This window comes from Streptococcus sp. 11-4097 (assembly GCF_018215285.2).
Lineage (GTDB): Bacteria > Bacillota > Bacilli > Lactobacillales > Streptococcaceae > Streptococcus.
In genome coordinates this window covers 1,997,086-2,022,133 of the sequence record NZ_CP185262.1, presented here as the reverse complement: position 1 = coordinate 2,022,133, position 25,048 = coordinate 1,997,086, and the positions used below count along the sequence as shown (strand labels likewise).

The 25,048-nt window shown below is 41.8% G+C and carries 24 protein-coding genes and 1 pseudogene; 13 read left to right on the top strand and 12 right to left on the bottom strand.

The window, feature by feature from the left end:
* Positions 1–17: 17 nt before the first annotated feature.
* On the top strand, positions 18–878 hold the full coding sequence (locus tag KB197_RS10020; protein ID WP_064276790.1) for a DUF4299 family protein: 861 nt from the start codon (positions 18–20) through the stop codon (positions 876–878).
* Between the two features lie 224 nt (positions 879–1,102).
* Here the strand turns inward: KB197_RS10020 and KB197_RS10015 are convergent, their stop codons facing one another.
* The 5 genes from KB197_RS10015 to KB197_RS09995 all read right to left on the bottom strand — a co-directional run bounded on the left by KB197_RS10015 (position 1,103) and on the right by KB197_RS09995 (position 5,348).
* Entirely contained in the window at positions 1,103–2,167 is a 1,065-nt protein-coding gene (locus KB197_RS10015) for a DUF6574 domain-containing protein (protein ID WP_064276789.1), read from the bottom strand.
* A 62-nt stretch (positions 2,168–2,229) separates the two neighbouring features.
* Complete coding sequence (locus KB197_RS10010; RefSeq protein WP_064276788.1) at positions 2,230–3,144, bottom strand: DUF4097 family beta strand repeat-containing protein; 915 nt, start codon at positions 3,142–3,144, stop codon at positions 2,230–2,232.
* Positions 3,137–3,730 carry a DUF1700 domain-containing protein gene (locus tag KB197_RS10005; protein ID WP_064276787.1) on the bottom strand — a complete coding sequence of 198 codons (594 nt, stop codon included), beginning with the start codon at positions 3,728–3,730 and terminating at the stop codon, positions 3,137–3,139. The genes KB197_RS10010 and KB197_RS10005 overlap by 8 nt, the downstream gene beginning before the upstream one ends.
* Positions 3,717–4,043 (bottom strand): PadR family transcriptional regulator, encoded by a 327-nt coding sequence (locus KB197_RS10000; RefSeq protein WP_000273858.1) that lies wholly within the window; start codon positions 4,041–4,043, stop codon positions 3,717–3,719. Before KB197_RS10000 ends, KB197_RS10005 begins: the two co-directional genes overlap by 14 nt.
* Positions 4,044–4,181: 138 nt before the next feature.
* Positions 4,182–5,348 carry a CynX/NimT family MFS transporter gene (locus tag KB197_RS09995; RefSeq protein ID WP_064276786.1) on the bottom strand — a complete coding sequence of 389 codons (1,167 nt, stop codon included), beginning with the start codon at positions 5,346–5,348 and terminating at the stop codon, positions 4,182–4,184.
* 150 nt (positions 5,349–5,498) lie between these two features.
* Here KB197_RS09995 and KB197_RS09990 point away from each other — a divergent pair, with 150 nt between their 5' ends.
* Together KB197_RS09990 and KB197_RS09985 are read left to right on the top strand one after the other, a co-directional pair.
* On the top strand, positions 5,499–6,536 hold the full coding sequence (locus tag KB197_RS09990) for a glycosyltransferase family 2 protein (RefSeq protein ID WP_421127670.1): 1,038 nt from the start codon (positions 5,499–5,501) through the stop codon (positions 6,534–6,536).
* 67 nt (positions 6,537–6,603) lie between these two features.
* Positions 6,604–8,454, top strand: a complete 1,851-nt coding sequence (locus tag KB197_RS09985; protein WP_212573729.1) for a nucleoside-diphosphate sugar epimerase/dehydratase — start codon at positions 6,604–6,606, stop codon at positions 8,452–8,454.
* A 109-nt stretch (positions 8,455–8,563) separates the two neighbouring features.
* Here the strand turns inward: KB197_RS09985 and KB197_RS09980 are convergent, their stop codons facing one another.
* The 3 genes from KB197_RS09980 to sdaAB are packed head-to-tail and all read right to left on the bottom strand — an operon-like array spanning position 8,564 to position 10,770.
* On the bottom strand, positions 8,564–9,196 hold the full coding sequence (locus KB197_RS09980; protein WP_064276784.1) for an HAD family hydrolase: 633 nt from the start codon (positions 9,194–9,196) through the stop codon (positions 8,564–8,566).
* Between the two features lie 21 nt (positions 9,197–9,217).
* The gene (sdaAA, locus tag KB197_RS09975; protein ID WP_049509903.1) at positions 9,218–10,090 is read right to left on the bottom strand and encodes an L-serine ammonia-lyase, iron-sulfur-dependent, subunit alpha; all 873 of its coding nucleotides are present in this window, start codon (positions 10,088–10,090) and stop codon (positions 9,218–9,220) included.
* 8 nt (positions 10,091–10,098) lie between these two features.
* Positions 10,099–10,770: an L-serine ammonia-lyase, iron-sulfur-dependent subunit beta gene (gene sdaAB, locus KB197_RS09970; RefSeq protein ID WP_000838912.1), complete on the bottom strand. Its 672-nt coding sequence runs from the start codon at positions 10,768–10,770 to the stop codon at positions 10,099–10,101.
* A gap of 239 nt (positions 10,771–11,009) precedes the next feature.
* Here sdaAB and KB197_RS09965 point away from each other — a divergent pair, with 239 nt between their 5' ends.
* Complete coding sequence (locus KB197_RS09965; RefSeq protein ID WP_064276783.1) at positions 11,010–11,657, top strand: M23 family metallopeptidase; 648 nt, start codon at positions 11,010–11,012, stop codon at positions 11,655–11,657.
* A 51-nt stretch (positions 11,658–11,708) separates the two neighbouring features.
* On the opposite strand, the gene KB197_RS09960 is transcribed toward KB197_RS09965, so the two are convergent.
* Entirely contained in the window at positions 11,709–12,572 is an 864-nt protein-coding gene (locus KB197_RS09960) for a helix-turn-helix domain-containing protein (RefSeq protein ID WP_212573730.1), read from the bottom strand.
* Between the two features lie 323 nt (positions 12,573–12,895).
* On the opposite strand from KB197_RS09960, the gene KB197_RS09955 reads away from it, so the two are divergent.
* A complete protein-coding gene (locus KB197_RS09955) occupies positions 12,896–13,483 on the top strand; it encodes a hypothetical protein (protein ID WP_212573731.1) in 588 nt (195 codons plus the stop codon).
* A 180-nt stretch (positions 13,484–13,663) separates the two neighbouring features.
* On the opposite strand, the gene KB197_RS09950 is transcribed toward KB197_RS09955, so the two are convergent.
* Positions 13,664–14,545, bottom strand: coding sequence for a hypothetical protein (locus tag KB197_RS09950; RefSeq protein ID WP_064276780.1), 882 nt, complete (start codon positions 14,543–14,545; stop codon positions 13,664–13,666).
* Between the two features lie 300 nt (positions 14,546–14,845).
* Between KB197_RS09950 and mnmA the strand changes: the two genes are divergently transcribed.
* The 3 genes from mnmA (at position 14,846) to mnmG (ending at position 18,487) form a co-directional block, all read left to right on the top strand.
* Positions 14,846–15,967, top strand: coding sequence for a tRNA 2-thiouridine(34) synthase MnmA (mnmA, locus tag KB197_RS09945; protein ID WP_064276779.1), 1,122 nt, complete (start codon positions 14,846–14,848; stop codon positions 15,965–15,967).
* A 141-nt stretch (positions 15,968–16,108) separates the two neighbouring features.
* Complete coding sequence (locus KB197_RS09940; protein WP_212573732.1) at positions 16,109–16,564, top strand: NUDIX hydrolase; 456 nt, start codon at positions 16,109–16,111, stop codon at positions 16,562–16,564.
* A 9-nt stretch (positions 16,565–16,573) separates the two neighbouring features.
* Complete coding sequence (gene mnmG, locus KB197_RS09935) at positions 16,574–18,487, top strand: tRNA uridine-5-carboxymethylaminomethyl(34) synthesis enzyme MnmG (protein WP_212573733.1); 1,914 nt, start codon at positions 16,574–16,576, stop codon at positions 18,485–18,487.
* Between the two features lie 200 nt (positions 18,488–18,687).
* Here the strand turns inward: mnmG and rnjA are convergent, their stop codons facing one another.
* Both rnjA and KB197_RS09925 read right to left on the bottom strand, forming a co-directional pair.
* On the bottom strand, positions 18,688–20,367 hold the full coding sequence (rnjA, locus tag KB197_RS09930) for a ribonuclease J1 (protein ID WP_000331986.1): 1,680 nt from the start codon (positions 20,365–20,367) through the stop codon (positions 18,688–18,690).
* 1 nt (position 20,368) lies between these two features.
* Entirely contained in the window at positions 20,369–20,602 is a 234-nt protein-coding gene (locus KB197_RS09925; protein ID WP_000639572.1) for a DNA-dependent RNA polymerase subunit epsilon, read from the bottom strand.
* Between the two features lie 1,001 nt (positions 20,603–21,603).
* On the opposite strand from KB197_RS09925, the pseudogene KB197_RS09920 reads away from it, so the two are divergent.
* From KB197_RS09920 to KB197_RS09900, 5 genes and pseudogenes are all read left to right on the top strand, one after another.
* Positions 21,604–21,817 (top strand): annotated as a pseudogene (locus KB197_RS09920) (hypothetical protein).
* A 104-nt stretch (positions 21,818–21,921) separates the two neighbouring features.
* On the top strand, positions 21,922–22,605 hold the full coding sequence (gene tsaB / locus KB197_RS09915) for a tRNA (adenosine(37)-N6)-threonylcarbamoyltransferase complex dimerization subunit type 1 TsaB (RefSeq protein WP_212573734.1): 684 nt from the start codon (positions 21,922–21,924) through the stop codon (positions 22,603–22,605).
* Positions 22,602–23,039, top strand: a complete 438-nt coding sequence (gene rimI / locus KB197_RS09910) for a ribosomal protein S18-alanine N-acetyltransferase (protein WP_212573735.1) — start codon at positions 22,602–22,604, stop codon at positions 23,037–23,039. Before tsaB ends, rimI begins: the two co-directional genes overlap by 4 nt.
* Entirely contained in the window at positions 23,029–24,039 is a 1,011-nt protein-coding gene (tsaD, locus tag KB197_RS09905; RefSeq protein WP_212573736.1) for a tRNA (adenosine(37)-N6)-threonylcarbamoyltransferase complex transferase subunit TsaD, read from the top strand. The genes rimI and tsaD overlap by 11 nt, the downstream gene beginning before the upstream one ends.
* 103 nt (positions 24,040–24,142) lie before the next feature.
* The gene (locus KB197_RS09900) at positions 24,143–25,006 is read left to right on the top strand and encodes an XRE/MutR family transcriptional regulator (RefSeq protein WP_023948225.1); all 864 of its coding nucleotides are present in this window, start codon (positions 24,143–24,145) and stop codon (positions 25,004–25,006) included.
* Positions 25,007–25,048: the final 42 nt, after the last annotated feature.

Sequence of the window (25,048 nt, the reverse complement as noted above, 5' to 3'; positions counted from 1 at the left end):
TCAAAAGGAGTCCAGTTATGACGAAAACATTTTTTATTCCAAATAAACAGAGCATTTTAGGAGAACAGGAAATTTTGACTGCCAAGTCCATCTTGGCCTTGCTAGATGGTTTGGAGTCGCATAGTTATGATGCAGTTTATCTCCGTCAGCCACTTAACCGTCTCGAGTATATCGAGTGTGCGATAGTGGGGCAATCACAATTTCTCTTTAAGATTAGTTATGATGATGGTCAAAAGGCTTATCGTGTCGATCTTCCTGACCTACTCACAAAGACAGACTGGGAGATTATCAAATCATTTTTAGATGCCCTGCTTGCTTACACAGGAACTGAGATTGAGGGGCTCGATGGTTTTGACTTTGAAGCTTATTTCCAAGCAAGTATTCAAGCCCATCTGGCAGATAATGCAGCCCGTTTTACGATTTGCCAAGGAATTTTTAATCCTGTTTTCTTTAGTCATGAGAATTTGAAAAGCTTTTTAGAGGAAGATGGCTTGGCTCAGTTTGAAGCGCGTGTGCGTGCGGTTCAAGAGACAGATGCCTACTTTGCAAGAGTTTCCTTCTATCAGGATGGAGAAGGAAAAGTGCATGGCGTTTACCATCTGGCTCAAGGAGTCAAGACCGTTTTGCCGAGAGAACCATTTGTGCCTACAGCCTATATTGAGCAATTGGTGGATAAGGAAGTCCAGTGGGAGATTGACTTGGTTCAAATTACAGGAGATGGCTCTAAACCAGAAGACTATGAAGCTATTGCCCGCTTGGACTATGCAAAATTCCTAGAGTCACTACCATCAGCATCTTACCACCAACTAGATGCCAATCAATTAGAAGTGCAACCCATCTTAGACAAAGATTTTAAAGCATTAGCACAAGAAAAGTAAAGCAGAAGCAGGTCAATCGACTTGCTTTTTTGACATAGAAAAAATCCTGCCATGGAAGACAGGATTGCTACTCAATGAAAATCAAAGAGCAAACTAGGAAGCTAGCCGCAGGCTGCTCAAAACACTGTTTTGAGGTTGTAGATAAGACTGACAAAGTCAGGAACATATATCTACGGTAAGGCAACGCTGACGTGGTTTGAAGAGATTTTCGAAGAGTATGAAGTTTAAAGAAAGGCTAAGATACGGAGATAATCCCCAATCAGTGCCACTTCAGCTACAAAGAAGAGGAGGATAATGACTCCGTTCACAAGGACAGACAAGAATAATTGATAGAAGGAGTCGGTTTCACTTGATTGACTTGGTCTTGTAATGATATGGAGGCTAGCAAGCAGAATGATTCCAATGCTAATCACACACAAGAGGGCTGTAAATCGCAGGCTGTCAAAGAAGGCAAAGAAACTAGCAATGGCAGTGAGGAAGATTGGAATTGCCAAGAGTTGACTATATTGTTGGAGAACCTTTTCTAGCGTCCAGTCTTTTTCCTGGTGGATAAATCGTCTCACAACGAAACTACCCAAGAGGAATGAAAAGAAGAAGAGTGTTGTTGCTACTAGGATAGAGATAATCGAAAAGAGATTCAATGAAGCAAATTGTTCAGGGAAGTGATTATGCATAGTTGCTATATGTCCATAGTAAGCATGTTTGATGTGGTAGATACTAAAGAAAAAGGAAGATGCAGAAAACAGAATGAGCAAAAGAAAGGCTGTGTAACTGTGTGTGCTACTTGTTTCAAGACTGCTTGTAGGAGATTTGATTGCTTCCACTAGCCAAGACCAAAAATCAAGCGCTTGCTCTTTCCACCTATCCGTAGATTTTGGAGCTTGGTCGGGGATATAGGGACTTTCTAAGGATTGACTGATAAGAAGGGGCTCTTTCGTGGTTGGTTTTTGCTGAGGAAGTGCTTCTTGACTCTCTTCAGTTATAGTGACTTTTTCTGTTTCTTTAGGAAGATCTTGCTCTTCTTCAGTAGAATCTAATGCTTTCTTTTCTTCTATTTCTGTTCTTGCTTCACTGTCTTCAGGCGTTTCAATTTTCTCTTCTTGCTGATTTTCAAGTTCGACTTTAACTTGAGAGACTTCCTCCTCTACTTGAGTATTTTTTTCAATTGGTGTATCGAGATTGGCTATCCTTTCTTCAGCCTTGTCTGCAACCTCTTGAGTTTGCTCTTCAGGTTTGTTCTTGCTTGTTGTTTTTACAAAATCATTACTTTCAAACCATTCTTGTTTCATGGTAGAACCTCCTTTTTAGTTAGATAAATATGCTTCCATAGTAGCAGATGTAAGCGCTTTTGTCAACGTCTGATTGGTGTGGATACTAGAGTGATATCATTATCAGCTCTAGCAATGAGTTGATCCTTGACACCAGCTTTTTCAGTTTTGTAAGGGTTACTTAATTCTGTGTATTTTGATCCAGGTTTTTCTCTTGTGGCTTGTAAGATAGAACCATAGTTGCTTGAGATGTCCCAATTAATTCGTTGGCTTTCTTTTTGCGTCAGAGTGATTGAAAGATGGTCTTTAGAAGTTAATTCCACCTTGCCGTGAACTTGGATATTTTCAGCGTGGAAGTGATGTTCTGTTGACTCTAGCTGACTATCTGTAAGGTCTGTATCAAAGATATTGATAATATTTGGTGTTGTGAGTTTACTGTTTTTGATACGACTTCCTTCAATTCGGAGGAGATAGCTATTATTGGTATTGATGGTCGCATTTTCAAGACTAGCATTAGTGATACTGGTTTGACCGCGATTTGCTGAGATGTTGATCCCTTTTAGACTTCTTCCCTTTGGAACTTGGAGAATAACTTCATTAAAACGACTAGAGTAGCTACTTGCGATATGGAGAATCCCGCCAATTCCAGAAGAGAGAAATGGAGTTTCAGACAGTTTCTTATCAGTGAGGCTTAGAGTTTTGTCGTTTTGATTTGTGACAAGATCATGGTTAGCAGAAATAGATGGATGATAAGAAATGTGGATTTGATCATCGAAAGAGTCTGTGATGGTCAGTGCGTGTTGGTGGAGCGTAATATCTAGGTTTTCGACTTCCTTGCCAAAGGTCAGCTCTTCCATCTGACTATCATAGACAGGTTCCTTGGACATGGCAAGTAGGCTCTTGATTCCGTCAGATTGGATACCTACAAAAAGCAGGATAAAGCCGATAACGGTAGTCACCACACCAAAAATGAGAAATCCTTTTGTCCATTTACGCATGCTGGTTACCTCTCTTTCCTTTTTTGAGAACAAATTGCACCAGGCGAACAATGAGTAGGCCGAAGAAGCGGGCTACATAGGAAATACCTAGTAAGACTAGTGAAGAAGCACCGATAGCCAGTAAACCAGAACCAAAAATCAAGATAAAGGCTGATTTAGCTTGGGCTAAGACAGTGAAACTTTCAACTAAAAATAGGAATCCACCGATGATACCAAGTATGGAAACTACAAAGAAAGCCAAGATGACGCTCGAAGCGGCCACAAGGATTGCGAAAAGAGCCAAGAGAATGGCGATTCCTAAAGGAATACCGATGGGTGCTGCAAGTAGGGCTAACAAGGCGATATGCAAAATTTGTCGGTTATTCTTTTGAGCAGGTGCTTCATTGATTTTTTTATCGAGAAGATTTGAGAGAACTTCGTGGGCCGCTTCTTTGGGAGTTCCTAAACTAGCGATGAGTTCTTCTTCTCCCTCGACTCCAGCATCGTCAAAGAGTTCCCTGAAATAGTCCATGGCTTCAATTTGGTCAGCCTGAGGCAGTTTTTTGAGATAGAGTTCTAGCTGAGTCAGGTATTCAGTTCTTGTCATGGCGGATACTCCCTTCTATGATGCCATTGATGGTGTCTGTATAAAGTGCCCATTCATCTTTTAGGGTCACGAGCTGCTCTATACCACCGTTTGTCAAGGAGTAGTATTTGCGCATGCGACCTTGGAACTCTCTAGAATAGGTTGTCAGAAAGCTATTGCCTTCCAATTTTTTTAGGATAGGATAGAGTGTAGATTCTTTGATATTAGCGATAAGCTTAATGGTTTGGCTAATCTCATAACCATAAGAATCATCCTGCTCCAGTACAGCCAAGATGAGAAATTCAATCAAGGCAGAGGATGTTGGAAAGTACATGGGGAACCTCCTTTTCTAATGTGTAAGATTTTTATATATAATTTTTCTACACATACATTGTACATCTAAAAGAAAGCCCTGTCAAGAGAAATGTGTAAAATTTTTATATATAAAAAACTCCTAGGCAAAACTAGAAGTTTAGAGGATTTTATCGGCTCTGTCCACTGTGAAGAGAGCCACAGTCATCAGGATATCGACGAGCAAGAGGGCAGCTACAGCTGGCACCCAAGAGTGAAAAACGTCAAAACTGTAACCAAAGAGAGTCGGCCCAAAGGCTGCTAGGATATAGCCTCCTGTTTGAGATAGGCCGGACAATTGGGCTGTCTTTTCAGGGGCGCTTGTCTTGAGTGAAAAGTTGACCATGAGATAAGGGAAAAGGGCGCTGGTTGCGGTTCCGATGAGGAGATGGATGGCAAGCCAGTAAAAGAAATTACCGATTGGGAAGAAGAGCATGGAAATGCCGACCACACCAGCGAGTGAAACCAGAGTGAGCATGAGCTGACGGTTACGAGTAGACAAGCTGGTTGTCAGGCTTGGGATAGTTATTGAAAAAGGAATGCTAATCAGAGAGAAGATAGAGGTCAGCAAGCCAGCTTCGTGACTGGATAGTCCTGCATGGATAGCCATGGTAGGTAGCCAGGTCATAGCGGTGTAAAAGAGCAAGGATTGAAAACCTGCAAAGACAATCACTGCCCAGACCTGTTTATTACGCATGACTTTTGCTTTGCTTTTTTGTTTGGTTTGTGGAGCAAGTCTGTGATTATAGCGGTGATTAGGCAGCCAGACCAAAAAAGTTGCTAGGCAGAGCAGGGTGAGGAGGATGATAAGTCCTTTCCAAGAACTGGCTTGTGTAATGGGCACAGCCAGATAGGAGGCTAGAGCCGTTGCAATCCCCATAGAGGTTACATATAAGGTGGTCAGAAAACCAATTTTCTTTGGTTGATTAGCTTGGATAAGACTAGGAAGCAGAACATTGATGACTGCGATACTTGCCCCAACCATCAAGGTTCCTAGATAGAGCAGGGGTAGATTGATTAGTCGAATAAGTGATCCAATGGTCAAGAAGAAGAGGCTGTAAGTGAAGAGATGCTCCAAGCCGATTTTTTGAGCCAGTCGGGTAGAAAAGAGCGAGAAGAGGGTAAACATGAGGAGAGGAAGGCTGGTCAAGACACCAAGCGAACTAACTTCTACTCCCAGTCCTTGCGAAATATCTCCTAAAATAATGGGTAAAACAGTAAAAGGAGTCCGCAAGGAAACACCAATCAGGATAATACCTGGAACAAAAAAGAGTGATTGCTTTTTCATATAATACCTCTTCTAGCTGATTTTAATAACAGCTTATTTTAAGGTTTTTTCCTTATAATGTCAAGTAAGGTTTTGGGCTTTCAAGATAAAAATGGGAAAGTCTTGAAAATTATGATAAAATAGTGGAAGGAAAAATTCAGGAGAGTAGTAGTGACTCAAAATGTTGAAAGTCTTCTCGTATCCATTGTAATCAGTGCATACAATGAAGAAAAATATCTGCCTGGTCTAATTGAAGACTTAAAAAATCAAACCTATCCTAAAGAAAATATTGAAATTCTATTTATAAATGCTATGTCTGCAGATGGGACAACAGCCATCATTCAGCAATTTATAAAAGAAGACACAGAGTTTAACTCAATCAGATTGTATAACAATCCTAAGAAAAATCAAGCTAGTGGTTTTAACCTGGGAGTTAAACATTCTGTAGGGGACCTTATTTTAAAAATTGATGCTCATTCAAAAGTTACTGAGAGTTTTGTAATGAATAATGTGGCTGTTATTCAACAAGGTGAATCAGTCTGTGGGGGACCTAGACCGACGATTGTTGAAGGAAAGGGAAAATGGGCAGAGACCTTGCATCTTGTTGAGGAAAATATGTTTGGCAGTAGTATTGCCAATTATCGAAAGAGTTCCGAGGATAGATATGTTTCTTCTATTTTTCATGGGATGTATAAACGAGAGGTTTTCCAGAAGGTTGGTTTAGTAAATGAGCAACTTGGCCGAACTGAAGATAATGATATTCATTATAGAATTCGAGAACATGGTTATAAAATCCGCTATAGCCCAAGTATTCTATCTTATCAGTATATTCGACCAACATTCAAGAAAATGCTGCATCAAAAGTATTCAAATGGTTTGTGGATTGGCTTGACAAGTCATGTTCAGCCTAAGTGTTTATCATTATTTCACTATGTTCCTTGTTTATTTGTTTTGAGTCTTGTGTTTAGTCTAGCATTGTTACCGATCACATTCGTATTCATAACTTTACAATTAGGTGCCTATTTTCTACTTTTGTCATTACTCACTTTGCTGACTTTATTAAAACATAAAAATGGATTTCTAATTGTGATGCCCTTTCTTTTATTTTCCATTCACTTTGCTTATGGCCTTGGAACGATTGTAGGTTTAATTAGAGGATTTAAATGGAAGAAAGAGTACAAGGGAACAGTAATTTATTTGGAAAAATAAGCCAAATAAATTAAAATGTGCTACAATAACAATATAGTAAAACTCTTTTAAGGAGGAGTAAATTTCTATGAATAAAAAACTCACAGATTATGTGATTGATCTGGTGGAAATTTTAAATAAACAACAAAAACAGGTTTTCTGGGGAATATTTGATATTTTGAGTATGGTGGTTTCCATCATTGTATCTTATATTTTATTCTACGGATTGATTAATCCAGCACCTGTTGACTACATTATCTATACGAGTTTGGCCTTCCTGTTCTATCAATTGATGATTGGATTTTGGGGGTTGAACGCTAGTATTAGTCGTTACAGCAAGATTACGGATTTCATGAAAATCTTTTTTGGTGTGACTGCTAGCAGTATCTTGTCATATAGTATCTGCTATGCCTTCTTGCCTCTCTTCTCTATCCGTTTTATCGTGCTCTTTATCTTGTTGAGTACCTTCTTAATTTTATTGCCACGTATTACTTGGCAGTTAATCTACTCCAAACGCAAAAAGGGAAGTGGTGATGGAGAACACCGTCGGACCTTCTTGATTGGTGCCGGTGATGGTGGAGCTCTCTTTATGGATAGTTACCAACATCCAACTAGTGAATTAGAACTTGTCGGTATTTTGGATAAGGATGCGAAGAAAAAGGGTCAAAAACTTGGTGGAATCCCTGTTTTGGGTTCATATGATAATCTGCCTGAATTAGCCAAACGCCATCAAATCGAGCGTGTTATCGTTGCGATTCCGTCACTTGACCCGTCAGAATATGAGCGTATCTTGCAGATGTGTAATAAGCTGGGTGTCAAATGTTACAAGATGCCTAAGGTTGAAACCGTTGTTCAGGGACTTCACCAAGCAGGTGGAGGATTCCAGAAGATTGATATCACAGACCTTTTGGGTCGTCAGGAAATTCGTCTTGACGAATCGCGTCTGGGCGCAGAACTGACAGGTAAGACAATCTTGGTTACAGGTGCTGGAGGTTCGATCGGTTCTGAAATCTGTCGCCAAGTTAGTCGCTTCAATCCTGAACGCATTGTCTTGCTCGGTCATGGGGAAAATTCAATCTACCTTGTTTATCATGAATTGATTCGTAAGTTCCAAGGGATTGATTATGTACCTGTGATTGCGGACATTCAAGACTATGACCGTCTCTTGCAAGTCTTTGAAAAGTACAAGCCAGCTATTGTTTATCATGCGGCAGCTCACAAGCACGTTCCGATGATGGAGCGCAATCCAAAAGAAGCCTTCAAAAACAATATCCGTGGAACTTACAATGTTGCTAAGGCTGTTGATGAAGCCAAAGTACCTAAGATGGTTATGATTTCGACAGATAAGGCGGTTAATCCACCAAATGTTATGGGAGCAACCAAGCGCGTGGCTGAGTTGATTGTCACTGGCTTTAACCAACGTAGCCAATCAACCTACTGTGCAGTTCGTTTTGGGAATGTACTTGGTAGCCGTGGTAGTGTCATTCCAGTCTTTGAACGTCAGATTGCTGAAGGTGGGCCTGTAACGGTGACAGATTTCCGCATGACCCGTTACTTTATGACTATTCCAGAAGCTAGCCGTTTGGTTATCCATGCTGGTGCCTATGCCAAGGATGGAGAAGTCTTTATCCTTGATATGGGCAAACCAGTCAAGATTTATGACTTGGCCAAGAAAATGGTCCTTCTAAGTGGCCACACCGAAAGCGAAATTCCAATTGTTGAAGTTGGAATCCGCCCAGGCGAAAAACTTTACGAGGAACTCTTGGTATCAACCGAACTCGTTGACAATCAGGTTATGGATAAGATTTTCGTTGGTAAGGTTAATGTCATGCCTCTAGAAGCCATCGATCAAAAGATTGAAGAGTTCCGCACTCTTAGTGGAGATGAGTTGAAGCAAGCCATTATCGCCTTTGCCAATCAAACAACCCACGTTGAATAAAAAAGAAAAACGCATATTATCAGGTCTTGAAAAACCTTGGTAATATGCGTTTTGTTATGTGTAAACTTGCTTCATTTTCTTCTGAAATGGGGTTGTCGCCCAGTCTATGTTATTGAAAATACTCTAAAACTTGTAGGGGTTTGTGGGCGATATAATCAGGATGATAGTTTAGTAGATCTGCCTTATCTCCAAATCCCCAAGTGACGGCCAATTTCTGAATGCCTGTTTCTTGAGCTCCAAGCATATCAAACTTGGTATCTCCGATGATGATGGCTTGTTCTGGTGCTAGTTGATGTGTCTGCAAGGCTTGGCGAATGACATCTGCCTTATGGGGTGCTTCAGGGCTGGAACCATAAATGCCATCAAAGAAATGATAGATTCCCAAGTTTTTAGTCATATCCTGAGCAGTTGGAGTATTCTTTGTAGTGGTGATATAAAGAGGGTAATTGCTCGATAACTTCTCAAGCAAGTCTACAATCTGAGGAAAGAGTTGAGCTTCATAGATGCCTTTTTCCTTATAGTAGGAACGGTATATCTGGACAGCCTCAGAAATTTGGTTTTTGGGAAGGCAGGTCGCAAAACTACTTTCGAGAGGCGGTCCCATAAAACCACGAATAGTTTTGGCATCAGGGCTGGGCACCCCCAGCTCCTTAAAGGTATGGGTAAAGGCATTGTGAATCCCGATAGAACTGTCAACGAGGGTTCCATCCAGATCGAAAAAAATCGCTGTGATAGAGGTCATGGTTTCTCCTATTTGATAAACTTATTCTCCGAAAATTTCTTTTTGGAGGCGACGACCAGTAGGGGTGGCAGCGAGTCCACCTTCAGCTGTTTCACGAAAGGCAGTTGGCATGCTTGACCCCACTTGGTACATGGCATCGATAACCTCATCCACAGGGATTTTAGATTCGATACCTGCCAGGGCCATGTCTGCTGCGATGAAGGCAAAGCTAGCTCCCATGGCATTGCGTTTGACACAGGGAACTTCGACCAAGCCGGCAACAGGGTCACAGATAAGGCCCAGCATATTTTTAATGACAAAGGCAATAGCCTGACTGGCCTGATAAGGTGTTCCACCGGCAGCTAGAGTCAAGGCGGCAGCACTCATAGCAGAGGCAGAACCAACCTCAGCCTGGCAACCACCCTCAGCACCTGAGATAGAGGCATTGTTTGCGATGACTAGTCCAAAGGCACCCGCAGCAAAAAGGAAATCCAGCTGTTGCTCGTGGCTGAGGTCTAATTTTTCAATAGCAGCAGTGAGAACGGAAGGCAGACAGCCAGCACTTCCTGCGGTCGGGGTGGCACAAACCAAGCCCATTTTGGCATTGTGTTCATTGACTGCAATGGCATTTCGGGCAGCAGAGAGAATCGTGTAATCTGACAGAGTTTTTCCGTTTTTAATGTAGTGATCCAATTTGGCAGCATCTCCACCTGTCAGGCCACTACGAGATTTATTTTCATTGAGGCCAAGTTGGACAGAGGCTTTCATGACTTCCAGATTGCGTTCCATGAGAAGGAAGACTTCTTCACGTTCGCGACCGGTCAATTCAAACTCTGTTGTAATCATGAGTTCTGCGACATTTCCTTGAAAGTCCAGATCTGCTTGCTCGACCAATTCTTTGATAGAATAAAACATGCTTCCTCCTATTTAAAGAAATTGACATTGTGGAGATGAGGGATTTTACGAATTTCTTCGATGGCCTCATCACAGTTGCGACTGTCGACTTCGATAATCATAATGGCTTTTTCACCAGCTTTTTCACGAGTAACATTCATCTGGGCGATATTGATACCATAGCGTGAAAGGGCTTCTGTTACGAGGGCAATCATACCTGGAATATCTTGATGAACAATGATGATAGTCGGTGTATTCATATTGAGAGAGACGGCAAAGCCATTGAGTTCGGTGACCTGAATATTCCCTCCACCGATAGAAATACCAGTCACGCTGATGGTCTTGTGAGCATTTTTGACGGTAATTTTAGTGGTGTTTGGATGAGGAGCATTACTGTCTTTCTGAATGGTCCAGACAATCTTGATGCCACGCTTGTGGGCAATTTCCAGGCTGTTTGGGATTTCAGGATCATCTGTATCCATGCCCAAAATACCTGCAACAAGGGCTAGGTCTGTTCCGTGACCACGATAGGTTTTGGCAAATGAGTTAAATAGTTGGAATTCGACTTCTGTCGGAGTATCATCAAAAATGGAAGAGACAATCTTCCCAATACGAACAGCACCAGCGGTATGACTACTAGATGGGCCAATCATAACTGGTCCGATGATATCAAAGACAGATTGAAAACGAAGTGATTTCATCAGTTTCCCCTTATAAAAATTCTTATCTCTATTATATCAAAGAATGAAGGTCTTGGCTTTAATTGTGGATAAAAACCTTTTTACACTACAAATAGCATAAAAAAGCATCTTTTGTAACAAAAAATAGCTTATTTAGGGAAATAAAAAATAATTTTGTAATATTTCTACATAAAAGTGTCAAGAAACAGTAATATTTAAAGGGTATGATAGTACTATAGAAAGAAGGAGAATTTTCGAATATGAAATCAACAACTAAAAAGATTAAAACAACTCTTGCAGGAGTAGCTGCCTTGTTTGCAGTATTTGCTCCATCATTTGTATCTGCTCAAGAATCATCAACTTACACTGTTAAAGAAGGTGATACACTTTCAGAAATCGCTGAAACTCACAACACAACTGTTGAGAGATTGGCAGAAAACAACCACATCGACAACATTCATTTGATTTATGTTGGTCAAGAGTTGGTTATCGATGGCCCTGTAGCACCTGTTGCAACACCAGCGCCAACTACTTATGCAGCACCAGCTGCTCAAGATGAAACTGTTTCAGCTCCAGTAGCAGAAACTACAGAAGTAGCAGAAGAAGCTCCAGTGACAAGCGCATCTGTAGCAGAAGAAACTGTTGCTGCAGCAGAAACTTCAGCACCAGCTGCAACTGTAAGTGGCTCTGAAGCAGAAGCTAAAGAATGGATTGCACAAAAAGAATCAGGTGGTAGCTATACAGCTACAAACGGCCAATACATTGGACGTTACCAATTGACAGATTCATACTTGAACGGTGACTACTCAGCTGAAAACCAAGAACGTGTAGCAGATGCCTACGTTGCAGGACGTTACGGTTCATGGTCAGCCGCTAAAAACTTCTGGCTTAACAACGGCTGGTATTAAGAAATAACGAACAGAATAATTTGAAAAAGTCGAGGAAATCCCTCGACTTTTTTATATTTCTTTCGGTTGATAATAGATCTCCACTTCTTTTTTGAGAAAGGCTAGAATAGAAGTTTCATCGGTCAGCTCCAGAAGGGAGAACCCTTTTTGGATAAGCTTAGAATCATCCCTACAAATTCCGATACGGACATAGCAGATAGCAAGCCTATCGTAGCTTTTCTTGTTCTTGGCGTCCTCTAGTAAAGTATAGCAGATTTGCTTACACATGTTTTTGTCTTGATTGTATAAGTAAATAGTGGAAAGGTTGAGTAGGATTGTCACTCGCAAGTCATGTAGATGTTGATAGTTTTTATAGACTTCCAAGCGTTGCAAGATTTTTTCAGTGATGAGATGGAGGTGTTCAATGGGAAAGCTGAAAAGGATGGTATTGAGGATTTTTAGGTCATTTTCATACCATGTATCTTGTTTTTCAATTTTCTCCCAAAGTTTTGTGACAGTCTGTTTCACTTGGTTTGACAGTTGCTCTGTACCATGTTGACGGATATGAATGACAATTTCCAACATATCTCTGATTTCTTCTATGGGTAGGTCGTGGTGGGTTTTGAGATAGTCTTGGCATTTTTGAAATAGTTTTTCGAGTTCACTAGTCCCTAGGGTTGAGCTCATATTGAGATAGGTTTGCATGATTTCTGTTCGTTGGCTCGGTTGATAGAGGTGGCAGATATAGTCAAACTCTTCAAAACTCATATTGATTTGCCGGAGAAGAAACTCCATATTTTCATATTTGGGAGTTACTTTACCACTTTCAATTTTTGATAAGCTGGTTCTTGAGAGAACCTCCCCACAGACCTCTTCTTGGGTCAATCCTTTTGACTCACGTATTTCTTTATAGACTTTTCCGAAATCATAACGCATGGGTTTTCTCCTTTTTGTGAAAAAAGTTAACAAATAATAAAATTCAATTAAAAATATTGTATCATAGTAATATAAAAAGTAGAAAATAAAAGTAAAATAAGCTTGATGTAATTTTAGAATGAGCTTAATGACTATAATGATGTAGCTAGAAAAGGGGTGGAAAAATGTTTAAAAATAAGGAACTTTTTCGAGTAGTCATGATATTTGTGATAGGAATTATCCTAATTTTAATGACACCCATCTTATTTAAAGTTGTTATGGAACTATTTTCAAAATAGATAGGCCTCTGCTTTAGGTAGAGTCGTGAATCAGGAGGTTAAGTGATGAACTACAATGTAAAATATCTCTTATCAGGAATATTTATCATAGTCTTTATAGGTTTCCTAGTCTGGATGCGTTATGTTAATCAGAGGAAGGAAGAAGAGCATTCGGATGTGTCTTTTGAAGCGAGGTTAGATAGTGAGGTCAAGGCCTTATATAAACAACTAGGATTGGGTGAGGAGCCTCATTATTTCTTAGCCTATCGCTACCTACATCCCTGGTTTAATTTGGCGATTTTACCACCAACAGTTGAAATTTTCTTAACTAAAATAGCGCTGGTGATGGTGACTCCAGATGAACTGCTGATAAGAAATCTTGGGAATGGGATGACTTTCACAAGTGAGCACCATCGCGATTTGCGGCAAGGACTTATCCGCATTCCAAAATCAGAGATGAAAGAATTTGAAATTCGCAACTGGAAGAGAGCTTTTGTGTTTGGCGATTTTTTGACAATTAAAACAAGCCAACATAGTTATTATTTACAGGTTAGAGATGATGGACTTCAAAAAGGAAGTCTTTCTACCAAACATTTCTCCGACTTGAAGAGACAAGATTTTCTAGGATTATTGACAGATAATCGAGCATTCTGATAGACAATGCCAAAAAAACGAATCTCTGAATGTTCAAAAACCACACAGTGTTTTCAGCCTTGAACACAATCAAGCTGATAGAATCACTGTGTGGTTTTATTGGAAAGTTAGTTTTTGCTAGCCTTTTATATACTTTATTCGATAAAAGACAATTTTTAGATAGTAGTAATAACAGATTGCTTACGGCTGACGAGATTCTGGAGTTTCTCCAGCTGAATTAGTGCGATTATTACTGTTAGTATCGCGAACCTCAGCATTATTACTATTATTATTGGTATTCGTATCTCCTTGAGTTCCTGCAGTATCAGTAGTTTGATCTCGTGTATTGACAGCAGTGTTTCCCCCACTTCTGGCACTATCAGATGAATATTGCTCGCTTGCAGGTGCTTGTGAATTATATCTGTTCCCATTTGACTCAGTATAGCTTGGAGTGTAGCTACCTCCTTCTGAAGAATAGCTTTCTCTTCCCTCAACGTTACTAGTCGTTTCTGTTTCTTTTTTATTAGACTTTTGTTCTTCTTCTTTTTTGGTCAAGACTTCAACTTGCTTTTGGAATTTTGAAATCAGTTCTTGGATGGGTTTTATTTTTTCATCAATAGTGGCTTGTTCGCTTGTGGAGTTGACACTTTTAATGATTTCTAGTATTTTTTGTAAGGAAGTGATGGCTGTTTCAAGTTTTTGTTTATCTTCAAACTGACTATCGGATTCCTTTATATCCATTTTTAAAGCTTTTTCGCTATAATGATTGGTGATTTTATCGGACGTAGTAGTAAGAAAGTCTGCTAATGTTTGCTTGCCTTCGTCAGTGTTTGGCTTCAATTCTTGAATTTTTTTCCAATCCTCTATAATCGTTTCAGAATCAATATTGAAGTTTTTAATAGCATTTTTTACTTGTTCGACATCTTGTCCATTCTTATGTTGTTTGCTGAGAGCGATGTTCCCTCTCTCTGCTTGGATATGTTCTTGATGAATGACTAAACCTATTAAAAGTCCAAGACCTACAACAATAATGATAGTAAAAATAGTATTTTTTGATGTTAGAATATCTTTGTAGTTTTTCACAATCGTACTACGTACATGGATGGTAGTATCTTAAAGGGATCATGTACGACTTCCTCCTCATTACAGTATATCATTTTTAGCTTATTTTATAAATAAGTTTATAAGTAGAATCGAGATTTAACTGTTCATTGCCCTTTTTTAATTATTTTTCTGTTTCTATCAAATAGAATATCAGATTATCAGCCTCTTTCTTGTCTTCTCCAACCAAGCATGTTATAATGAATACTGCTCAAGCGACCTTCAATCGTGAAGCACACACGACCTTCAATCGTGAATAAACGAATAGATGGGAGACTTACCATGAGTGATAACTCTAAAACACGTGTTGTTGTGGGGATGAGTGGTGGTGTCGATTCGTCGGTGACAGCTCTTCTTCTCAAGGAGCAGGGCTACGATGTAATCGGTATCTTCATGAAGAACTGGGATGACACAGATGAAAACGGCGTCTGTACGGCGACCGAAGATTACAAGGATGTGGCTGCCGTGGCAGATCAGCTTGGCATTCCCTACTACTCTATCAATTTTGAAAAAGAGTACTGGGACCGCGTTTTTGAATATTTCCTAGCAGAATACCGTGCAGGGCGCACGCCAAATCCAGATGTTATGTGTAACAAGGAAATCAAGTTTAAGGCCTTTTTGGACTATGCCATGACCTTGGGGGCAGACTATGTAGCGACTGGGCACTATGCCCGAGTGGCGCGTGATGAGGATGGCACTGTTCACATGCTTCGTGGCGTGGACAACGGCAAGGACCAGACCTATTTCCTCAGCCAACTTTCGCAAGAACAACTTCAAAAAACCATGTTCCCATTGGGACATTTGGAAAAACCTGAAGTTCGCAGACTCGCAGAAGAAGCAGGCCTTGCTACAGCTAAGAAGAAAGACTCGACAGGGATTTGCTTTATCGGAGAAAAGAACTTTAAAAACTTCCTCAGCAACTACCTACCAGCTCAGCCTGGTCGCATGATGACTGTGGATGGTCGCGATATGGGCGAGCATGCAGGCCTTATGTACTATACAATCGGTCAGCGTGGTGGTCTCGGTATCGGTGGCCAACACGGCGGTGACAATGCCCCTTGGTTCGTTGTCGGAAAAGACCTAAGCAAGAATATTCTCTATGTAGGACAAGGCTTCTATCATGATTCGCTCATGTCAACTAGCCTTGAGGCTAGTCAGGTTCACTTTACTCGTGACATGCCAGAGGAATTTACGCTAGAATGCACAGCCAAATTCCGCTACCGTCAGCCTGACTCTAAGGTGACAGTACATGTCAAGGGAGACAAGGCAGAGGTCATCTTTGCGGAACCGCAACGTGCGATAACGCCAGGACAGGCTGTCGTCTTTTACGATGGCGAAGAGTGTCTAGGTGGTGGTTTGATTGACAATGCTTACCGCGATGGACAAGTTTGTCAGTACATTTAGATTGACAAATTTTCTTAATTTGCTACAATAATAAAAGCAATAGAAATGATGGTCAAAGCTCATGGATGTTGCAGGCTTTTTTGTCCTGCACTTCTTTGGAGTTTTGACTGTTTTTTGTGTCGTTTAAGGGAAAGGATAAGAATGACTCAGCAAGACTTTCGGACAAAAGTAGACAATACGGTTTTTGGCGTTCGGGCGACAGCCTTGATTCTCCAAAATCGCAAGCTTTTAGTTACCAAAGACAGGGGCAAGTATTACACTATCGGCGGTGCGATTCAAGTCAATGAAAGAACGGAGGAGGCTGTAGTTCGTGAAGTGAGGGAAGAACTGGGTGTCAAAGCTCAAGCTGGGCAACTAGCTTTTGTAGTTGAAAATCGTTTTGAACAGGACGGTGTTTCCTATCACAACATTGAGTTTCATTATCTGGTGGACTTGCTTGGGGATGCTCCATTGACCATGCAGGAAGATGAGAAAAGGCAGCCTTGTGAATGGATTGACTTGGATCAGCTTCAGAATATCCAGCTAGTTCCAGCCTTTTTGAAAACAGCTCTACCAGATTGGGACGGCCAACTAAGACACATTCATCTTGAGAAATAGGAGAGAAACATGACATATAATTTTACTGAAGAATACGATATTATTGTAATTGGTGCGGGACACGCTGGGGTCGAGGCTTCCTTAGCTGCTAGCCGTATGGGCTGTAAGGTCTTGCTTGCGACTATCAACATTGAAATGCTGGCTTTCATGCCATGTAATCCCTCTATCGGTGGTTCTGCCAAGGGAATTGTCGTGCGTGAAGTTGATGCCCTCGGTGGTGAAATGGCTAAAACCATTGACAAAACTTACATCCAGATGAAGATGCTCAACACAGGGAAGGGGCCAGCTGTTCGTGCCCTTCGTGCGCAGGCTGACAAGGAGCTTTACTCTAAGGAAATGCGCAAGACAGTTGAAAATCAAGAAAATTTGACCCTTCGTCAAACCATGATTGATGAGATTTTGGTGGAAGATGGCAAGGTTGTCGGTGTTCGTACAGCGACCCATCAAGAATATGCTGCTAAGGCTGTTATCGTGACGACAGGGACGGCCCTCCGTGGGGAAATCATTATCGGAGACCTCAAGTACTCATCAGGTCCAAACCACAGCCTAGCTTCGATTAACCTTGCTGACAATCTCAAGGAACTGGGCCTCGAAATCGGTCGTTTCAAGACAGGAACACCTCCACGTGTCAAGGCTTCTTCTATCAATTACGACGTGACAGAGATTCAGCCAGGAGACGAAGCGCCTAATCATTTCTCATACACTTCACGAGATGAGGATTATGTCAAGGACCAAGTGCCATGCTGGTTGACCTACACCAATGGTACCAGTCATGAGATTATCCAAAACAATCTCCACCGTGCACCTATGTTTACAGGTGTGGTCAAGGGAGTGGGGCCTCGTTACTGTCCGTCAATTGAGGACAAGATTGTGCGCTTTGCGGACAAGGAACGCCACCAACTCTTCCTTGAGCCAGAAGGTCGCAATACAGAGGAAGTCTATGTTCAAGGCCTATCAACCAGTCTGCCAGAGGATGTACAGCGTGAGCTGGTTCATTCTATCAAAGGTTTGGAAAATGCAGAGATGATGCGAACAGGTTATGCCATTGAATACGACATGGTCTTGCCTCACCAGTTGCGTGCGACTCTGGAAACCAAGAAAATCTCAGGACTTTTCACTGCTGGTCAGACAAATGGAACGTCAGGTTACGAAGAAGCAGCAGGCCAAGGGATTATCGCGGGTATCAATGCGGCTCTGAAAATCCAAGGCAAGCCTGAGTTGATTTTGAAGCGCAGTGACGGTTATATTGGGGTCATGATTGATGACTTGGTGACCAAGGGAACCATTGAACCCTACCGTCTATTGACCAGTCGTGCTGAATACCGTCTCATTCTCCGTCATGACAATGCCGATATGCGTTTAACAGAGATGGGACGCGAGATTGGCCTTGTGGATGATGAACGCTGGGCTCGTTTTGAAATTAAGAAAAATCAATTTGACAATGAGATGAAGCGCCTAGACAGTATCAAACTCAAGCCAGTCAAGGAAATCAATGCCAAGGTTGAGGAGATGGGTTTCAAGCCGTTGACCGATGCAGTGACAGCCAAGGAATTCCTTCGCCGTCCAGAAGTTTCTTACCAAGATGTGGTAGCCTTCATCGGACCAGCTGCTGAGGACTTGGATGACAAGATTATCGAATTGATTGAAACAGAAATCAAGTACGAAGGCTATATTTCCAAAGCCATGGATCAGGTTGCTAAGATGAAACGGATGGAAGAAAAACGCATTCCAGCCAATATCGACTGGGATGACATTGATTCTATCGCAACCGAAGCCCGTCAGAAGTTCAAACTCATCAATCCAGAAACCATCGGCCAAGCCAGCCGTATTTCGGGAGTAAACCCGGCAGATATTTCTATTTTGATGGTCTATTTAGAAGGTAAAAATCGTAGTATTTCTAAAACTCTTCAAAAATCAAAATGATACGTCGTCGGATTCTTATGAATGAGTTCAAAGCTTGGCTTTGATTCATCTACAGCCTCCCATAGTTCCCCGAACTATGGGAGCTAACTTGAGTTATGCTTTCGTCTAGCCTTCTAGTCTGATTTCGATTTTTATTGAGTTTTAATCTCAAAAGAAAGCATAGAGAAAAACAGCTCCGTCTTCGGGGCTGTTTTCTTGCTTTATTCTTCGTCTGGTGTGAGGATCATAGGGATGATAATCGGTTCACGTTCTGTATTTTCATAGAGGAAGGGGCGAATAGCGTTGACAATGGCACCGTTGACAGATTGAACGCTAGCGTCCTTGTTTTTCAGTGCGATACGAATGGCATTGAAGAGGATACGCTGGCTTTGGCGAATCAAGTCGCCAGACTCTCTCATGTAGACAAAGCCTCGGCTGAGGATGTCTGGACCAGATAGAATCATCTGCGATTTGAAGTCAACAGTTGCGACTGCCAGAACGACACCGTCTTCAGATAGATCACGACGATCTTTGAGGACAGCAGCACCGATTTCACCGATACGATTTCCATCGACATAGATATCTTGGGCGTTGAAATGACCTGCTATACGAGCTGAGTCAGCAGTGAGGGCAAGTACATCACCATTGCTCATGATAAAGATATTGTCCTTTTCAACACCAGTATCCACCGCTAGTCCAGCGTGGACTTTTTGCATGCGGTATTCACCGTGAACAGGCATGAAGTATTTTGGCTTAATCAAGCGGAGCATAAGTTTTTGCTCTTGCTGGCCACCGTGTCCAGATGTATGGATATTGTTAACCTTACCGTGGATAACTTCGACACCAGCTTCTGAAATGATGTTAATCAGCTTGTTGACGCTAGTAGTGTTTCCAGGGATTGGGCTTGAAGAGAAGATGACCGTATCGCCTGGTTGGAGTTGTACCTGACGGTGGGTTCCGTTGGCGATACGAGAGAGGGCAGCCATCGGCTCACCCTGACTACCTGTACAGAGAATCAGAACTTCGCCTGCAGGGTAGTCTTTGATTTCATTTGGCTCGATAAAGGTTCCTTTAGGAGCTTTGATGTAGCCAAGTTCGATTCCGTTGACAATGGCCTTTTCCATAGAACGACCAAAGACCGCAATCTTACGTCCAGTCTTAACAGCGGCTTCTGTTGCTTGTTGGAGACGGAAGATATTTGAGGCAAAGGATGCAAAGATGATGCGTCCTTCAATGCCTTGGATAATCTTCATGATGGACTGGCCAACGACTTTTTCAGAGTTGGTAAAGGTTGGCACTTCCGCATTTGTCGAGTCAGACAGGAGACAGAGTACGCCTTCTTCACCAAGGGCAGCCATACGGTGCAAGTCCGCTGGTTCACCAACTGGTGTAAAGTCAAACTTAAAGTCACCTGTACAAACGATTTTTCCTTGAGGAGTATGAATGACAATCCCCAAAGGCTCTGGAATAGAGTGAGTGGTTCTAAAGAAAGTTGCCTTGAGATTTTTAAAGGTCAACTCAGTGTTGTGGTTGATTTCGTAAAGTTTGGCGTTGCGCAAGAGGCCGTGTTCTTCGAGTTTTCCACGGATCAAAGCCAAGGCAAGTGGTCCAGCATAGATTGGAACATTTGCTTGCTTAAGTAGAAATGGAATCCCACCGATGTGGTCCTCGTGTCCGTGCGTAATCAAAACAGCCTTGACGCGGTCGATATTGTCTACGATGTAAGAGTAATCAGGAATGACATAGTCGATACCAAGCAAGTCATCTTCTGGGAATTTAATCCCAGCATCGACGATAATAATCTCGTCTTGGTATTCAATCCCATATGTGTTTTTCCCGATTTCTCCCAGACCACCGATGGCAAAAACGCCGACTTCTTCAGGTTTAAGAGTGTAGGCCATATTAGAACTCCGTAATTTCGAAGGCGCCAGTTTCTTTTTCGTAATCTAGCAATTTGTCAGACAAGAGTTCGATATACTCGATGTTGTACTCTGGGCGATTTTCTTCGACAAGTTGACGAGCAGCGATACGGCCCTCAAGTTCTGAGCTAGCATCGATGTCTAGGTAAAGTGCGCGTGTTGTTTCACGACGTGGGCTACGTTCTTTTGTTTCTTGATAAAAAACTTTGTAAATCATATAGTTCCTTTCTATTTACAGGTCAGCTTATTCCAAACTTTTAGCATAGATTTGCTTGATTTCATTCCATTTTGTGTCTAGATTGACCTTGATTCGTTACAATTATTTCAATTATACCACAAAATGAAAAATTAGTAAAAGACGGAAACGAGAAAGTCGTGAGGGGAAGAGGGAGCAAAAGATAGATAGGATTCGTTCGGAGAGCGCTTAGGTGTTATAATTAAAGGGGAAATCTAAAGAGATAGTAGATTTAAGGGAGAATATAGTTCTAGTTTCATTAATCGTTGGTGTAGATGGTTGGGACAGAATGATATCTTTGAAAAAAGAAAAAGCTCTTGAGAAATCTCAAGAGCAAACAAAAAGGCTGAGACAAAATTAAGGGATCTTTCTGAGCAAGCTCAAGGGGCAGCACCATTACCTGAAGTGATTGAATCACAACCTTTGAAAGACTTGTCACCAAGTCAGACCAAATCTCAACCTTTACTCCATTTTATCATCTATGAGGTTAAGAAGTTAATCTATAAGTATAACGATGTAGAAATAGCAAGATGGAGTGGAGTGCTTACTAAAAGGCAAAGACAAGCACTTAATTTAAGAGTAAGCAAAAAGAGAGGACCAATGGTAGTCAGGGGTCTTTACAGCTCAAAGCTGAAGGCAGTCCCACACCCGTACCAGAAGTTGGTACCTTTGAACGCTCTGTTACCAGTCACTCTACGTTATCCTCTCAATATTTATATTTTACTATAACTTACTGAGGGAATCAACTTTAAAAGCATCAAAAAGCTCCTGACCGAAGTCAAGAGCTGTCGAACACTGGGGGCGAATTAATCAATCGCAATTCCAGTTCTTTAGAAACCAAAGTTTCAGGGATAGCACCGCAACCCGAAGAGTCAACGACTCAACCTGATTTTCCTACCAGTGTTGAATTACATTTTAACATTGATAGACCAACATAGTCAACAGTTTATATAAAAATAGGAATACCAAAAGTAGGATTAAGAATGTTTAGTTTGTTTGAATTTGCGATAGGGGTTCGCCTCTTGGTGTTTATAGTCTTTGTAGCCTGTGTCTATGGGGGAATGCTCTGTTTGTACATCTGGGACACCGCAAAAAAAATTCCTTTGGAAGCTTGCTTTTGTGACGCTCTATTCAATTTTTATCCTCCTTGTAACCTATGTTGTCTGGCTCGTTTTCTACTTTGGATTAAATGCTTAGATGCCCTGCTCATGCTGGGGCGTTTTTGTTTAGGGATAAAGAAAATTCCCATGTGCCAGCTTTTGTAGTATAATAGTAAGCAGACAAAAAGATAGGAATGTGTTATGAAAGTATTAGCTTTTGATACGTCCAGCAAGGCTCTTTCTCTCGCTATTTTAGAAGACAAGCAGGTTCTTGCCGAGACGACGATTAATATCAAGAAAAATCACAGTATTACCCTCATGCCTGCCATCGATTTTTTGATGGCAAGTGTGGACTGGACACCCAAGGATTTGGACCGAATCGTGGTGGCGGAAGGGCCAGGTAGCTACACAGGTTTGCGAATTGCGGTAGCAACTGCTAAGACACTTGCTCATACTCTGAACATTGAGTTGGTTGGTATGTCTAGCCTCTTGGCTTTGGTGCCCTACCAACAAGAAGGTTTGTTCGTTCCTTTGATGGATGCGCGTCGCAACAATGTTTATGCAGGATTTTATGAAAATGCTAAGTCTGTCATGCCAGAAGCGCACTTACCCTTTGAGCGAGTCATTGAGCTAATCAAGGGGGCTAGTCAGGTTACCTTTGTCGGAGAAGTTGCCCCCTTTGTGGAGCAGATTCAAGAACACTTGCCAAGGACTAATTACAAAGAAACCCTGCCAAATGCAGCTAATCTTGCTCTTTTGGCTTGGGACAAGGAAGCAGACTCCTTGCATGATTTTGTGCCGAACTACCTCAAACGTGTTGAGGCTGAGGAAAACTGGCTCAAGAATCACACCGAGTCTGGCGAGTCTTACATTAAACGCCTATGATAGAAATCAAACGAATCCAACAACAGCCTGACTTGGCTCAAGCCATCTACGCTGTCATGGTAACTGTTTACCCAGTCAGTCCTTGGACGCTGGAACAAATCCAAGCAGACCTGTCCCAAGACCAGACTTGGTATGCTCTGGCTTATGATGGGGCAGAAGTGATTGGCTTTCTAGCTGTGCAGGAGAATCTTTTTGAGGCAGAAGTTCTGCAAATCTCTGTCAAACAAACCTATCAGGGTAAGGGGATTGCATCAGCCTTGTTTGCTCAATTGCCGGCAGATAAGGAGATTTTCCTCGAAGTCAGAAAGTCAAATCAAAGAGCGCAAGCATTTTACAAGAAAGAAAAGATGGCAGTCATCGCTGAGCGAAAGGCCTACTACCATGACCCAGTCGAGGACGCCATCATCATGAAGAGAGAAATAGATGAAGGATAGATATATTTTAGCATTTGAGACATCCTGTGATGAGACCAGTGTCGCTGTCTTAAAAAACGACGACCAGCTCTTGTCCAATGTCATTGCTAGTCAAATCGAGAGCCACAAACGTTTTGGAGGCGTAGTGCCGGAAGTAGCCAGTCGTCACCATGTCGAGGTCATTACAGCCTGTATCGAGGAGGCTCTAGCAGAAGCAGGAATTACCGAAGAGGACGTAACAGCTGTGGCGGTTACCTATGGACCGGGCTTGGTCGGAGCCTTACTAGTTGGTTTGTCAGCTGCCAAGGCCTTTGCTTGGGCACATGGGCTTCCGCTGATTCCCGTTAACCACATGGCTGGCCACCTCATGGCCGCTCAGAGTGTGGAGCCTTTGGAGTTTCCCTTGCTAGCCCTCTTGGTCAGCGGTGGACACACAGAGTTGGTTTATGTTTCGGAGGCTGGTGACTACAAGATTGTTGGGGAAACGCGAGATGACGCGGTTGGTGAGGCTTATGATAAGGTTGGCCGTGTCATGGGCTTGACCTATCCTGCCGGTCGTGAGATTGATGAGCTAGCTCATCAGGGACAGGATATTTATGATTTTCCTCGTGCCATGATTAAGGAAGATAATCTGGAGTTTTCATTCTCAGGTTTGAAATCGGCTTTTATCAATCTTCACCACAATGCCGAGCAAAAGGGAGAAAGCTTGTCCACAGAGGCTTTGTGTGCTTCCTTCCAAGCAGCTGTCCTGGATATTCTCATGGCAAAAACCAAGAAGGCTTTGGAGAAATACCCTGTTAAAACTCTTGTCGTGGCAGGTGGTGTGGCAGCCAATAAAGGTCTCAGAGAACGCCTAGCGGCTGAAATCACAGATGTCAATGTCATCATCCCACCTCTGCGACTCTGCGGAGACAATGCAGGAATGATTGCCTATGCCAGCGTCAGCGAGTGGAACAAAGAAAACTTTGCAAACTTGGACCTCAATGCCAAACCAAGTCTCGCTTTTGATACCATGGAATAAGGAGTCAGCTTAAGGCTGGCTTTTTTGCTCTCTTAAATGTCAGAATATTTTGACAAAACCATAAAAATAATGATATAATATGCAAAAGCTAGGAGGTAGTCAGATGATTGAGAGAATGGAATTGGGGGAATTTTACAAGGAATTGCGCTTGGCGAGAAAACTCAAGCAGTCAGATGTGGCCTGTGAGGGACTAACAGCTTCTCAGTTGTCCAAGTTTGAACTAGGGCAGTCTATGCTATCTGCGGACAAGCTAATCCTAGCTATCCAAGGGATCAATGTGACCTTTGATGAATTTGGGCACAAACTCAACAACTATCAAGAATCTCCACATATGCGATTTGGCAGAAAGGTTGTGGATCGCTTTGCCCACCAAGATATCGCTGGCTTAGAGCAACTGTTGGAGAAAATCAAGCAAGAACAGATGGCAGAGACCTATCGTCGTTTGAATGCCATTGTGATTAAAGATGCTATCCATTCCTTAGATAAAAGCTATCCGCTAGCAGAGGAGGATAGCGAGTTTTTAACTACCTACCTCTACGCTATTGAGTCTTGGACCTGGTTTGAACTCTATATATTCTGTAATACCATGCCTTTCTTGAGCAATCAAGATTTGATATTTTTATCAACCACTTTACTTGAGAAATCTAAGGAATTTAAAGAGTTGGTACATAATAGACTGTATATGAAAAGTGGATTTCTGAATATTATATCAGAGCTCATGGAGCGCAAACTTTTCTCTTACATCCCAATCTTTGAAGCTGAGCTGGAGAGTATGCTTCGTCCATACGATGTTTTTGAAAAAGTATTGAGGCAATTTTTAAAGAAAATGAGTATTTTCCTTCAAACCAAAGGAAACAATCAAAAAGAGATTGAACACTTTATCCAATCTCTGCAAGTATTAGAAAATCCACAATTAACAGCCCTCTTCGCATTGCGTTTTCAGCAATACAAAGAACTTATCGATTAGTTAGAAACGGGAAAATGATAATAATCTCAGCAACGATTGTCA